This is a genomic window from Gemmiger sp. (assembly GCF_057431175.1).
The window spans coordinates 24,402-37,698 of sequence record NZ_DBMDDV010000029.1; the positions used below are offsets into that span (position 1 = coordinate 24,402).

A 13,297-nucleotide genomic window follows, 5' to 3' on the forward strand; every position below is an offset into this window, starting at 1 on the left:
TGACAAAAGCAGGGAAGATTTGCGGTATATTAAAAAAGGAGTGCGGAATCATGAAAAACAATACCATTAAAACTTTCGTTGCCGTCGGCATCGGCGCAGCCCTGTTCTTTGTCCTGGGCCGTTTCGTAGCGATCCCCAGCCCGGTACCCAACACTAACATCAGCCTTCAGTACGCTGTTCTGGGTCTGCTGGCTGCTATGTACGGCCCTGTGGCCGGCGGCCTGATCGGCTTCATCGGTCACGCCCTTATCGACCTGTCCTGGGGCGGCATCCCGTGGTGGAGCTGGGTCATTGCCTCTGCCTTCACCGGTGTTGTCGTTGGCCTGTTTGCCAAGAAGCTGAACATTCAGGATGGTGACTTCAACAAGGCTAAGGCCGCTATCTTCGCCGTTGCCAACGTTGTGGCCCACGCCATTGCCTGGATCGTCGTTGCGCCTGTGCTGGACATCCTGATTTATTCTGAGCCTGTTAAGAAGGTCTTTGCACAAGGCGCTTTCGCCGCTGTGTCCAACATCATCACGGCTGTCGTGGTCGGCGGCCTGCTGATTCTGGCTTACACCAAGACCATTGCCAAGAAGGGCTCTCTGGACAAAGAGTAATCACGTTTGACCCCCGTATGCCTTCCCACGAACGCGGGAAGGCATTTTGCTGTTACAACAACTATTTCCCTGCGAGGTGCCGTATGGCAGAGACCAAAACACCCATCATATCCTTCAAAAATTTTTCGTTCCAGTACCGCGCCCAAAAGCAGCCCACCCTGCATGATATCAACCTGGATATCTACCCGGGTGAGCGCGTCCTGATTGCCGGGCCTTCCGGCAGCGGCAAAAGCACACTGGCAGCCTGCATCAATGGCCTGAATCCCTTCTCCAACCCCGGTGAGTGTACAGGCAGCCTGACAGTAGACGGCGTGGATGCGCCCAACAGCAGCATTTTTGAGCTGGCGGATCATGTCGGCACCGTGCTGCAGGATCCGGACGGCCAGTTCATCGGCCTGACGGTGGCGGAAGATATCGCCTTTGCGCTGGAAAACAGCTGCACCCCGCAGAAAGAAATGCACGAGACGACCCGCCGCGCCGCTGAACTGGTGGGAATCGAAAACCACCTGGATTACGCCCCGCACGAGCTTTCGGGCGGGCAGAAGCAACGCGTCAGTCTGGCGGGTGTCATGGTCGATGAAGTCAAAATCCTACTCTTTGACGAGCCGCTGGCAAACCTCGACCCGGCCACCGGCAAGCAGGCCATCGAACTGATCGACACAATCCAGCAAAAGACCGACACGACGGTGCTCATCATCGAGCACCGCCTCGAGGATGTGCTCTGGCGCAGCGTGGACCGCATCGTACTGGTCAACGACGGCCGCATTTTGGCGGACCTGCGCCCCGACGAGCTGCTGTCCGGCGCACTGCTGGCCGAAAACGGCATCCGCGAGCCGCTCTACGTCACGGCTATACGGTATGCGGGCGTTGCCATCACGCCTGAAAAGCACCCTGCTCACATTGATTCTGTCGTACTGGACGACGCCGACACCGCAAAACTGCAGGCCTGGTTCAAGGCTGAGCCGCTGCCTGCCCCCAAGCCCGCACCACAGCCGCTGCTGGAAGTCAAGGGCCTGAGCTTCGGCTACAACAAGGGCCAGCGCACCCTGACCAATGTAAGTTTCACGATTGGCAGGGGAGAGATGGTCAGCATCGTGGGTCGCAACGGCGCGGGCAAGTCGACCCTCTCCAAACTGATCTGCGGTTTTGAGACGCCGGACAGCGGTGAAATTTTCTTTGACGGCAAGAACTTGAAAGAAGAAAACATCCGCCGCCGCGCCAGGCACATCGGCTACGTTATGCAGAACCCGAACCAGATGATTTCCAAAACGATGATTTTCGATGAAGTCGCGCTGGGTCTGCAGGGCAGCGGCCTGAGCGAGGCTGACACCCGCGCCAAAGTCGAGGACACCCTCAAGATCTGCGGCCTGTATCCCTTCCGCAACTGGCCGATTTCTGCATTGAGCTTCGGCCAGAAAAAGCGTGTGACCATCGCCAGCGTGCTGGTGCAGGACCCCGAGCTTATCATCCTCGATGAGCCGACAGCCGGACAGGATTTCCGCCATTATACGGACATTATGGAGTTCCTGCGCGGGCTGAATGCCAAGGGTGTGACTGTCGTGATGATTACCCACGATATGCACCTGATGCTGGAATACACGCCCCGAGCGCTGGCCTTCTGTGACGGGCGGCTGATTGCGGATTGCAGCGCGGCGGCCATCCTCTGCGACCCAAAGCTCATCGAGCAGGCGGCACTGAAAGAAACCAGCCTGTACACGCTGGCCAACCGCTGTGGCATTGCGCCCGCGGAAGATTTTGTAGAACGCTTTATCGCGGCTGACAGGGAGGTGCGTGCGCATGGCTGCTAATACCGTTTTGAACTACCTGCCGCGTAAAAGCGTGGTGCATGAGCTGACAGGAACAACCAAGCTGGCGTTCTTTCTGCTGTTCACCTTCGCCGGCATGATCACCTACAATACCTGGGTGCTGTTGGGGCTGATGGTCGTCAGCTTTGCGGCGTTCAAACTAAGCCACATCAAGCTGCGGGAAGTCCGGTTCATGCTGGTCTTTATGCTGGTGTTCCTGGCGCTGAACGATTTGTTCATCTTTTTGTTTGACCCCAACCAGGGCACGACGCTCTATGGCACCCGCACGGTGCTGTGCCATCTGTTCTGGCGGTATGATCTGACCGCTGAGCAGCTGTTTTATATGTTCAACATTTCGCTGAAATATTTTGTGGCGCTGCCGGTGGCTATCCTCTTTATTTCGGCCACGAACCCCAGCGAGTTTGCCGCCAGCCTCAACAGCATCGGCATTTCCTACAAGGTCGGCTACTCGGTGGCGATTGCCCTGCGGTACATCCCGGATATCCAGCGTGACTACCATAGCATCAGCCAGGCGCAGCAGGCCCGCGGCGTTGAACTGGGCCGCAGCGAGCCGTTTTTCAAGCGACTGAAAAACTCGGTCAACATCCTGCTGCCGCTGATTTTGACGAGCCTGAACCGTATTGACACGATTTCCAACGCCATGGAGCTGCGCGGCTTTGGAAAAAGTGACAAACGCACCTGGTACACCCGCCGCCCCTTCGCCCGCCGTGATTTTATCGCGCTGGGTATCGGCGTCGCGCTGTTGGCGGTCAGCCTGACCGTGACGATCAAATTTGGTCGGTTTTATAATCCGTTTGTGTAAAAGAGCATAGAAATGTAAAAAGCGCCCCTGCGGATAACAACTCCGCTGGGACGCATTTTTTATGCCTTATAGAGCTGTAGGGGCCGGGCATGCCCGGCCCGCAAGCACCCCTTGAACACCCGTTTACGGTATACACCGTAGGGGCGCATTCTATATGCGCCCGTGGCCACGCACGGTCACGCAAAACACAGGATGGAAGAACATTAAAACAGCTGGAAAAGGCAGATAGTTAAAGTTGTTTCTGCGTAGGGGAGGGATTCATCCCTCCCGTGAACCTTGCAGGTGCCGCATGCGCCCCGGGAGACGTAAATGCCTCCCCCTACAAAGTTCCCAACAGGCATCAGTCGGCCAGAAGCTGGCGGGCCGGGCATGCCCGGCCCCTACAACCCGGTCAAAAACACAGCCGCCCGCTCAGGCATCATCATACCTGGGCGGGCGGCTGTGTTTTTGTATCAAAAGCTTACTGCATCAATCCGCAGACCAGCTGTGCATACGCCACGGGGTCTTCAATGGGCAGGCCTGCAATCAGCAGGGCCTGGTCATACAGCAGTTCGGCGTACTTCGCAACCTTGTCGGTGTCGCCTGTAGCGTGGGCGGCTTTCAGCGCGGCAAAGACAGTGTGGTTCGGGTTCAGCTCCAACACCTTCGTGCTCTCGACGCCCTCGGCGTTGGGCATACGGCGCAGAACCTTCTCCATCTCCATCGAGATACCGCCCTCGGCGGAACTCAGCGTGACCGGGTGCTCCTGCAGGGTGGGGTTGACCTTGACTTCCTTGATCTTTCCTTTCAGGTCCTTCTTGATTTCCTCAAACAGATCCTTGTTCTCGGTCTCGGCAGCCTCGGCGGCCTTCTTCTCGTCCTCGGTCTCCAGGCCCAGGTCACCGGTATTGATATTCTGGAATTCCTTTTCCTTGTAGTCGTGCATGACTTGCAGGCAGAACTCGTCCACATCCTCGGTGCAGAGCAGCAGGTCATAGCCCTTGCTCAGCACCAGCTGGGCATTGGGCAACTTGCCCAGGCGGTCGGTATCATCACCGGCAGCAAAGTAGATGCACTTCTGGCCCTCGGGCATTTTTTCAATGTACTCATCCAGCGTGACGAGCTTCTGCTCCTTGGCGGAGTAGAACATCAGCAAATCACCCAGCAGATCCTTGTGCATACCGTAGTCCCCGTAGACGCCAAACTTGACCTGACGGCCGAAGTTCTTCCAGAACGTCTCGTACTTCTCGCGGTCGTTGACCAGCATAGCGTGCAGTTCGTTTTTGATCTTCTTTTCCAGAGAGCTGCGCATCAGCTTGAGCTGGTTGTCCTTCTGCAGCGTCTCACGGCTGATGTTCAGGCTCAAGTCCTCGCTGTCCACAACGCCCTTGACAAAGCTGAAATAGTCGGGCAGCAGGTCGCCGCACTTCTCCATGATCATGACACCGGAAGCGTAGAGTGCCAAGCCCTTCTCATACTCCTTGGTGTAATAGTCATACGGGGTGGAGCCGGGGATGAACAGCAGCGCCGTGTAGGTTGCCGTGCCCTCGGTGCGGCTGGTAATGACCCGCAGCGGGTCGGTGTAGTCCATGAACTTGTTCTTGTAGAACTCGTTGTAGTCCTCGTCTTTGACTTCACTCTTCGGGCGCTTCCAGATGGGCACCATGCTGTTCAGCGTTTCCAGCTCGGTGTAGGTCTCGTACTCGGGCTTGTAATCGTCGCCCGCATCCTCCGGCTTCGGCTTCTGGCGGGATTTCTCACGGTACATCGTGATGGGAAAGCGGATGTAATCGCTGTACTTCTTGATGAGGTTGGTGATTTCGTAGTCTTCCAGATACTCGCTGTAATGGTCAGTGTCGGTGTCATCCTTCATGACCAAAATGATTTCAGTGCCGACATCGTCCTTGTCGGTCTCGGTCAGGGTATAGCCCTCAACGCCGGTGGATTCCCACTTCCAGGCAGTATCCTCGCCCTGGGCGCGGGAAATGACGGTCACTTTCTTGGCAACCATAAAGGCAGAGTAGAAGCCGACGCCGAACTGACCGATGATGTCGATATTGTCGCTCTGGTTCTCGGTCTTGAAGTCGAAAGAACCGGACTTGGCGATGGTGCCCAGGTTCTTTTCCAGCTCGTCCTTCGTCATGCCGATGCCGTTGTCGCTGATGGTCAGCGTGCGGCTCTCCTTATCGGGCTGAATGTGGATCTTCAAGTCATCCTTCGTGATGCCGACAGACGTGTCGGTCAGGCTCTTGAAGTAGCGCTTGTCGCAAGCGTCCGAAGCGTTGGAAATCAGCTCACGCAGGAAGATCTCGCGGTTTGTATAGATAGAATTGATCATCAGGTCGAGCAGCTTTTTGCTTTCGGCCTTGAACTGACGCATTGCCATAGAAGAAAACCTCACTTATACAAATGAAATTAGCACTCGTTTATTTCAACTGCTAAAGCTAGTTTAGCACTCTTTTCTATAAAGTGCAACCCTTGTGCCGCATTTTAACAAAAAATTTAAAATCAGGGGTTTTCAAACAGAGAGATTTGCGGTATGCTAAGAATATATACGCAGCTTAAACGCCCCTTAAGAGGAGCCTTTAGAAATTTCCAGAAAGGACACCCACACATGAGCATCTACGGCGACCGCGCGTATGCGGCGTTTTTCAAGGGTTACAACTGCTGCCAATCGGTGGCGGTGGCCTTTGCAGAGGAAATGGGCATGACCGAAAAGCAGGCCTTGCAAATTTCCGCAGGTTTCGGCGGCGGATTTGGACGTATGCGGGAGGTCTGCGGTGCGTTCTCCGGTATCACACTGGTGCTGGGGGCACTCTACGGCAGCGACGACCCTGCGAAAAAGACCGCGCTCTACACCGACGTACAAGCCCTGGCCGCCGAGTACAAGGCCCGCAACGGCAGAGGAAGCATGATCTGCAAAGAGCTTCTGGGTCTGAAAGAACCCGAGGGCAGCCCCATCGCCAGCCCCCGCACCCCCGAATACTACAAAAAGCGCCCCTGCCCGGAACTCTGCCGCCTTGCCGCCGATATCATGGCGGAGTACATCGCGGCGCACCCTAAATAAAGAACCCGGTAGGGGCCGGGTATGCCCGGCCCTCAGCTTTGCATGAATGGCCGTCTGCCATTGTGTTGAGGGTGGGGCATACCCCGCCCCTGCAACCGTGTTCCGTTCGTAGGGCGGCCAGCCCTCTGACCGCTGCCATGCCGCAACGTCCGGGGAAGGGATAAATCCCGCCCCTGCATATAAAATCAGAATCGAGGAAATATCCATGCAATTCTACAACCATACCCTCCCCAGCGGCGCAGCCCTCGTTGGCTACCTGCGGGACGAGACTACCGAAATGCCCGCCTTCAACATCCGCCCGGCTATACTAATTCTGCCGGGCGGCGGCTACGCCTGGTGCAGCTCGCGCGAGGCTGACCCCGTCGCCATGCAGTTTTTGCAGGCAGGCTATAACGTCTTTATCCTGACCTACACCTGCCGTAAGGACGATACCCAGCCGCCGCTGCGCTGGCAGCCGCTGATCGACGCAGCGGGGGCAATTTTGCACATCCGCCGCAACGCAGCAAAGTTCCGTGTTGACCCCTTCAAGGTTGCCGTCTGCGGCTTCTCGGCGGGCGGGCATCTGGCGGCATCCACGGCCATCCTGTGGGATGCCGAGCCGGTGCAGAAAGCCCTCGGCATCCACGCCGAGGAAGCCCGCCCCGATGCTGTTGTGCTGGGCTACCCAGTTATCACGTCGGGCATCATGACCCACGGCGGCTCCATCAAGAATCTTTGCGGCGACGATGCCGAACTGAAGGCCACCATGAGCCTGGAAAATCAAATCCGCGGCGATCTGCCGCCCTTCTTTATCTGGCACACGGTGGAGGATGGCTCGGTCCCTGTGCAGAACTCACTGCTGCTGGCGTCGGCCCTGACCGAGCATAAGGTGCCGTTTGAGCTGCATCTCTTCAACCACGACGGCCACGGCACCAGCACCTGCACGCGGGAGGTCAACACCCCCAACGCCCACAACCGCGCCTGGGTGGATCTGTGTACGGACTGGCTGGCCGACCTCTTCAACTATCACCTGTAAGGAAGATGACAAAACATGAAGATCATGTTTTACACATTGCGCCCCTTTGACGAGCAGCAGTATTGCGAGCCGTACAAACAACAGTACGGCATCGACTATACCGGCACGCCCGGCGTACCCACGCCGGAGAACCTGCACCTGGCCGAGGGCTGCGACGCCGTCAGCACGAACCCCTGCGCGATTCGGCCCGAATACCTGGAAGCCTGGGCCGGGATGGGCGTAAAATACCTGCCCTGCCGCAGCATCGGGTATGACCATATCCCGCTGGATACCGCCAAAAAATTGGGTATGCGCATCAGCCACAGCCACTACCCGCCGGAGGGGGTGGCAAACTATACCATCATGTTGATTTTGATGTGTACCCGCAAGATGAACCAAATCATGCTGCGCGCCAACGTGCAGGACTACTCACTGCCCGGCAAGATGGGCCGCGATATCTCGGACTGCACAGTGGGCGTCATTGGCACCGGCAAGATCGGCCAGACCGTCGTTCGCAATTTGAGCGGTTTCGGCTGCAAGATGCTGGCCTACGACCTCTACCCGAACGACGCTGTAAAGAAATACGCAGACTATGTCACGCTGGACGAGCTGTATGCCCGCAGCGACGTCATCACGCTGCACACGAACGCTACGGCGGAGAACCACCACCTCATCAACGCCGACGCCATCGCCAAGATGAAGGACGGCGTGCTGTTGGTCAACACGGCACGCGGCACCCTCATCGACCCGGACGCGCTGGTGACCGGGCTGGAATGCGGCAAGATCGGCGGCGCGGGGCTGGACGTCATCGAGGACGAGACCGGCATCTGCTACTACAACCGCATGGGCGAGGCCATCCCCAATCGCGAGCTGAACCTGCTGCGCAGCTACCCCAATGTTATCCTCAGCCCGCACACGGCGTTCTACACCGATGTGAACGTGGCAAACATGGTCAAATCGCCCTTTGAGGCGCTGGACGCCTACGCCCACGGTCGGCCCTACGCAGGCGAGGTGCAGCTGTGACGGCTGTCAACGTGGAGCCGGGCCGCTGCGGTGAAAACTGGGATAGCTGCCCGCACCTGACAACAGGGGAGACGTTTGATTTTGCCTGCGCAGGCTGCGGCGATTGTTGCCGCAAACGGCGGGATCTGGTGCTGTCCGGGTATGACCTCTACCGCATTGCGCGGCGGCTGCGGCTGTCGCCCCGCATCGTGGCATCGGCCTTCTGCAAAAGCTATGTGGCCGATACGACCTGCCTGCCTGCGCTTCGGCTGACGCCCGACCCTAAGACCGGGGACTGCCGCTTTTTTGAAGGCGGCGCCTGCGCCATCCATGCCGCAAGGCCGCTGGCCTGTGCGCTCTACCCGCTGGGGCAGAGCATTGATACCGTGACGGCCAGGATGGAGTATTACGTCCAAACGCCGCTGTGCGGTGCGCGGGCAGGGAAACGAACCTTGCAGGACTACCTGAACGATGCCGCCATCCCGGATCGTGCGGGTATCGACGCGCGTTGGGCCATCGTCTGCACGCAGCTGTCCCATAAATTGCAGGCCGCGGGTGGGCAGAACAACCCGCACTTCTCTGCCGCCGCCAAGCGCACGGAGCGCGCCCTCTACTACGACTATTCCCTTGGCGACGAGTTCTACCCGCAGTTTTGCCAAAACATAGAAATTTTGATGCCGCTGCTGGATAGGATGCTGTAAATCAAAATTAGTAGGAATCGGGCATACCAGGCCCTCAACTTTCCCATAAACGCCTGCGGGCCGCATATGTGCGGCCCTGCCGAATAATAACAAAAGGCGCTGTGACCACACCGGCCACAGCGCCTTTTCTATCCAAAATCAGCAAATATAAAATCCGCCTCTGCCGCCGCAGCAGCACCAGCTCAGCACATTGCATACCAGCAAATACAGCCAGAACGACAAACAAAACGATCCCGGGCGGCCGCTGGGCTGGGCGTAGGGCTGCTGGTAGCTCGTGTAGCTGCGGCCCGGGCTTTGCAGCTGGTCCAGCAAGTTCTGATAGGCGTAGTTGTTCGGCTCCATCGATACCGCCGTGCGGGCTTCCTCCTGGGCACGGATATTGTTGCCAAGCCCCTGGTTGGCCAGCGCGGCGTAGTAGTGCCACTGCGCCGTGCGGTTGGCGGTGGGGATGCCGTTCAGCGTGTTCATGGCTTCCTCATAGAAGCCGCTGCGGATGTAGTTTGCCGCCGCACGCAGCTCGGGGTCGCCTGCGGTGCTGCCGTAGCTCTGCCCCCCGGTTGAACCGCTTGTGCTGTAGTACCCGAACCCGAACGGCCCAAAGCCGAACCCGCCCCCGCTGAAGGGGTCCTGGTACTGCTGGCCGTACCCGCTCTGGCCGTAGGATTGGCTGCTTTGCCGGTACGTCGCGCCGCCGCCCTGCTTGATGCGCATGATCTCGCTGTATGCGGCCTGCACTTCCTTAAAGTGCTCCTCGGCGGAAGGATCGTCGGGGTGCAGGTCGGGGTGGTATTGCTTGCACTTTTGACGGTAGGCTTTTTTAATCGTTTCGTCATCGGCACCGGGAGTGATGCCCAATACGCTGTATGGATCAGTCATGTCTGCGCCCCTCCCGGTGCTTACGTACCAGCGCGTATTTGCTCCACACGCCGGAATAGATCGTGTTGTACAATAGTTTCCCCTCCGGGGTATCTTTTAATATCGGCAGCATTTCAAACGGCTGCGCACAGCGGCCCATCTGCTGGGTCAGCAGCTCGTGGCAGCGCTGCTCATAGGCGGCAGGCGGCAGTTCATCTGCCAGCTGACGCAGTGCGTTGAAACGTCCTTCTTTTTCGTCTTTTTCCAAATCATCATAGGCGTCCATCAAATAGATAAAGCCGCCCAGGCCCTGCCCCATGGCCCGCAGCGCCGGGGCCCAGATGTCGTCGCGGCAGGCAAAAACATCGCCCAGCAGCGCACCGAACGCATTGCACAGCGCGTCCAGGTCGTGGCTCCCTGCGCTCTCCAGGGCGTTCAGCTTGTCCAGTGCGTCGGTCATCGTCTGCATCTGGCGGGGCCAGCGTTCCCGCAGGGCGGGTAGCTGCGGCTCCAGCTTTTGCGCCTGGGCCAGGCTGGCACGGCGGTGGTCATCTTGCCAATCGTCCATAAAGTTATAGTACGCCAGCGCGGCGGTCATGTCGGCGGCGTAGTCCATAAACTCATTGTCAGCCCGGGGCCGAGGTTTGATGGGGTGCGGTGCGCAGCGGCCCGCCGTGTAGGCGGTGGGGACGTCGTACAGCGCCGTCAATAAAATGGCAACGAACGCCATGTCATAGCTCAGCGCCAGCTGCCCGGTGCGGCCATAACGGCGGCCCAGCGCCCGGCAAAGCCCACAGTAATAGGCCTGGTAGCGATCCATGTCGGCGTCTGCCAGCCCCTTGCGATAAATCGTAACATATCCAAACATTGGGCGTCAACTCTTTTTGATGAACTGGTTGCCGCATTTGGGGCAGGTGATGCTGATTTTGCCGCGCCCACGGGGCACGCGCAGCTGCTGACCGCACTTGGGGCAGCGGTAGTAGTGGTAGTCCTTGCGCTGCTTGAACCGCACCTGATACTTGCCCAGCCAGGTCGTTACGCGGTTTTGGTAGGATAAGTATTTGAGATTTTCGGCATAGCGCTTGCGGGTGTTGCGGCTGAGAATGCGGAAGTAGCTGTAAATGATGGCCGCCAGCCCCAGCCAGTAGAGAATCGGCGACACCCACGCCCCAATCACAATAAGGATGAGAGAGGCAATGCACAGAAACCCGCCGAACTGGTCAAACCCATAGCGGCCGGACATAAAGCGCTGAAACCAGCCTTTCATTTATAAAAACCACCTTTTTGCGGCAAAGCCGCATTGTTTACACTTTAGTATGACATATAAATATGGGCAAATCGTGAACAAGCGGGAAATAGAGTTTGAACAAATACTACTTCCGTCCGCCGGTCAGCACATCCAGCGCTTTTGGGCAGAACCGAGAAAGCGTGGTATGCAGCGCCCGGGCCAGGCACAAAATAGCAAGCAGATACAACACACGTCCCAGCCCATTGATGAGTGCGGCAGGCGAAGCCGGGTATACCACGTACATCAAATCGCGGATCGGATGCAAGAGGTGCTTGAGCAATGGCTGATGCAGGGCGTACACAAGGAACGACAAATGATAGACTTTTCTGTCACACAGGAACTCCGGAATAGGCAATAAGAACAGCGCGAACAGCGGAAGCACTTGCAGCGTCATGAGCGAGAAGAAGCCAGAAAACACGGCGTCGGCGGCAAGTGCAGCCAGAAGCGCAGCCAACAGAAAGCGTAGATTATCTATCTCCGATGCCTGTGTGCAATAAAATCCGAAGTAAGCGCCCAAAAGATAGGACGGCATATACCGCAAAATATTATTGACATAGCCATATTGGCAGAAAGCCGAGGCAAAATCTGCGGATTGCAACCAGTAGAAAAACAAAATTGCCGCGAACGTAAGGCAAAAGCCACGACAACGACCTGCACGCTCGTAAATAAGCAGAATAACAGGGGCAAGCAATGCCAGCAGAAAGACCGCATAGAGATACCACAGTGCGCCATCCGGCGGCCATTGGTCAAGAAGAAAGGTCGTTTTCAGAAATTCACGTTTGGTCATGGCCTCATGGTGCAGCAGATTGACCGCAAAAGTCAAACATTGCCACGCCAGATAGGGAACCAACAGCGAAAAAGTGCGGCGCTTGACCTTACCGGCCCAGCCGCGCAGCGATAAATTCAGAAACAGCAAATAGCCAGTCACTGCAAAAAAATAGGACATGGCAAGTGTCGCGGTATTTGTGAAGAAGTTTGATATGGCATCAAAACATACCTGGTCCAACCCAACAGACGGGACAGCCGGGGAAGGGCCGCAGTGATAGAGAACGATGCCGCAGGTCATCACAAACCCCAGAAAGGATATGCGCCTGCTGATTTCCTGGTTCATGGTAAGAAAAAACTCCTTTTTCTCAGCCTAATGTATCCGCAAAATAGTCACTGTCAATGCGCTTTATCTGGTAAACCTTCTGTACGGAAACGCCAAGACCATATTCAATCATCAAGGAAGTGAGCTGTTTTCCATCTACCAGAATGATATGCTGTGCATCGGCGTATTCCTTGGCACCTTTGGAAAACTTTGCTGTTGTGATAAATAGTCCCTTCTCTACCCTAGGTGGCCCCATCATAGCACCAAAGAACCTTTGAATCTCGGGCTTTCCAATCGTAATATCTGGGTTCCAACGCTTGGCTTGAATGTAAATCAGATTAAACCCGAGTTTATCCTCATGGATGACGCCGTCAATGCCATCGTCACCGCTGGCTTTGGTTTTGAAACCATCACCATAGTCCAGGGCTTTCATCAAATCAACGACAAGCTGCTCAAAGAAAATAGGTGTCTGTCGCATGATTTCGGATAGAAGGTCATCGGCAAGCGTATCGTTTATGGTCTGTTGCAGGGCATCCATCTGCTCTTCTGGCGTTTTCACGTCTTCCTGTGTTGGGGAGGATGCGCTGGAAAGTTGGGTTCCGTTGCCGACAAAGGCGGCAAACGACGCATAGTTCTTTTTCAAGTACTCGTTGGTGATGGAAACGCCACTATCCAACAGCCGTTTGCCCTCTTGTGTTATCACATAGTTGCCGCGACTTGGGGAATCTACAAGGCCCGCTTTCTTCAAATAAGTTTTTGCCCAGTTCAACCGATTAACAAAAACCGTTTGGCGCTGGCTGGGTAATTGCTCTGACAAATCCTCGGTTGACAAGTGCAACAGAGCAGCGGCATCAGATGCAACAGACTTTGCATTATGAACCTGGCCATCTGCAATTACAGTGAGAAAGGGGCTGTACAGCTCATCATATTTAGGTAAAGCCATCTTTACAAATTCCCTCTCATTTCACATCTTTAGTTAGTTTCACTACACACTCGACCATTGTTTCATTTTCCAAGGGCAATTCTGTCACTTCTGTTCCATTCACCGGGACAGGGAAGTTGAAGATAATCTTCCTAATCCAGTTGCCATCCGG

At 56.4% G+C, this 13,297-nt stretch carries 13 protein-coding genes; 7 read left to right on the plus strand and 6 right to left on the minus strand.

Annotated features, from left to right (window positions below):
• The first annotated feature begins 50 nt into the window (after positions 1–50).
• The 3 genes from ACZO0A_RS10345 (at position 51) to ACZO0A_RS10355 (ending at position 3,227) form a co-directional block, all read left to right on the plus strand.
• Positions 51–599, plus strand: coding sequence for an ECF-type riboflavin transporter substrate-binding protein (locus tag ACZO0A_RS10345; RefSeq protein WP_215694227.1), 549 nt, complete (start codon positions 51–53; stop codon positions 597–599).
• An 83-nt stretch (positions 600–682) separates the two neighbouring features.
• Positions 683–2,407: an ABC transporter ATP-binding protein gene (locus ACZO0A_RS10350; protein WP_302376776.1), complete on the plus strand. Its 1,725-nt coding sequence runs from the start codon at positions 683–685 to the stop codon at positions 2,405–2,407.
• Positions 2,397–3,227: an energy-coupling factor transporter transmembrane component T family protein gene (locus tag ACZO0A_RS10355; protein WP_291212066.1), complete on the plus strand. Its 831-nt coding sequence runs from the start codon at positions 2,397–2,399 to the stop codon at positions 3,225–3,227. The genes ACZO0A_RS10350 and ACZO0A_RS10355 overlap by 11 nt, the downstream gene beginning before the upstream one ends.
• A 460-nt stretch (positions 3,228–3,687) precedes the next feature.
• On the opposite strand, the gene htpG is transcribed toward ACZO0A_RS10355, so the two are convergent.
• Positions 3,688–5,592, minus strand: a complete 1,905-nt coding sequence (gene htpG / locus ACZO0A_RS10360) for a molecular chaperone HtpG (protein ID WP_302376777.1) — start codon at positions 5,590–5,592, stop codon at positions 3,688–3,690.
• A gap of 228 nt (positions 5,593–5,820) precedes the next feature.
• On the opposite strand from htpG, the gene ACZO0A_RS10365 reads away from it, so the two are divergent.
• From ACZO0A_RS10365 to ACZO0A_RS10380, 4 genes are all read left to right on the plus strand, one after another.
• Positions 5,821–6,273 (plus strand): C-GCAxxG-C-C family protein, encoded by a 453-nt coding sequence (locus tag ACZO0A_RS10365; protein WP_215694235.1) that lies wholly within the window; start codon positions 5,821–5,823, stop codon positions 6,271–6,273.
• 205 nt (positions 6,274–6,478) lie between these two features.
• Positions 6,479–7,288: an alpha/beta hydrolase gene (locus ACZO0A_RS10370; protein ID WP_302376780.1), complete on the plus strand. Its 810-nt coding sequence runs from the start codon at positions 6,479–6,481 to the stop codon at positions 7,286–7,288.
• A gap of 15 nt (positions 7,289–7,303) precedes the next feature.
• On the plus strand, positions 7,304–8,290 hold the full coding sequence (locus ACZO0A_RS10375; RefSeq protein ID WP_302376781.1) for a D-isomer specific 2-hydroxyacid dehydrogenase family protein: 987 nt from the start codon (positions 7,304–7,306) through the stop codon (positions 8,288–8,290).
• Complete coding sequence (locus ACZO0A_RS10380) at positions 8,287–8,970, plus strand: YkgJ family cysteine cluster protein (RefSeq protein WP_302376783.1); 684 nt, start codon at positions 8,287–8,289, stop codon at positions 8,968–8,970. Before ACZO0A_RS10375 ends, ACZO0A_RS10380 begins: the two co-directional genes overlap by 4 nt.
• Before the next feature lie 138 nt (positions 8,971–9,108).
• On the opposite strand, the gene ACZO0A_RS10385 is transcribed toward ACZO0A_RS10380, so the two are convergent.
• The 5 genes from ACZO0A_RS10385 to ACZO0A_RS10405 all read right to left on the minus strand — a co-directional run bounded on the left by ACZO0A_RS10385 (position 9,109) and on the right by ACZO0A_RS10405 (position 13,146).
• Positions 9,109–9,846 (minus strand): J domain-containing protein, encoded by a 738-nt coding sequence (locus ACZO0A_RS10385; RefSeq protein WP_291212085.1) that lies wholly within the window; start codon positions 9,844–9,846, stop codon positions 9,109–9,111.
• Positions 9,839–10,693, minus strand: a complete 855-nt coding sequence (locus ACZO0A_RS10390; protein ID WP_302376786.1) for a DUF5685 family protein — start codon at positions 10,691–10,693, stop codon at positions 9,839–9,841. The genes ACZO0A_RS10385 and ACZO0A_RS10390 overlap by 8 nt, the downstream gene beginning before the upstream one ends.
• Positions 10,694–10,699: 6 nt before the next feature.
• Positions 10,700–11,092 carry a TFIIB-type zinc ribbon-containing protein gene (locus ACZO0A_RS10395; protein WP_215694247.1) on the minus strand — a complete coding sequence of 131 codons (393 nt, stop codon included), beginning with the start codon at positions 11,090–11,092 and terminating at the stop codon, positions 10,700–10,702.
• 106 nt (positions 11,093–11,198) lie between these two features.
• Positions 11,199–12,224: an acyltransferase family protein gene (locus ACZO0A_RS10400; RefSeq protein WP_302376787.1), complete on the minus strand. Its 1,026-nt coding sequence runs from the start codon at positions 12,222–12,224 to the stop codon at positions 11,199–11,201.
• Positions 12,225–12,246: 22 nt separating this feature from the next.
• Entirely contained in the window at positions 12,247–13,146 is a 900-nt protein-coding gene (locus tag ACZO0A_RS10405) for a restriction endonuclease (RefSeq protein ID WP_302376789.1), read from the minus strand.
• Between the last annotated feature and the right edge of the window lie 151 nt (positions 13,147–13,297).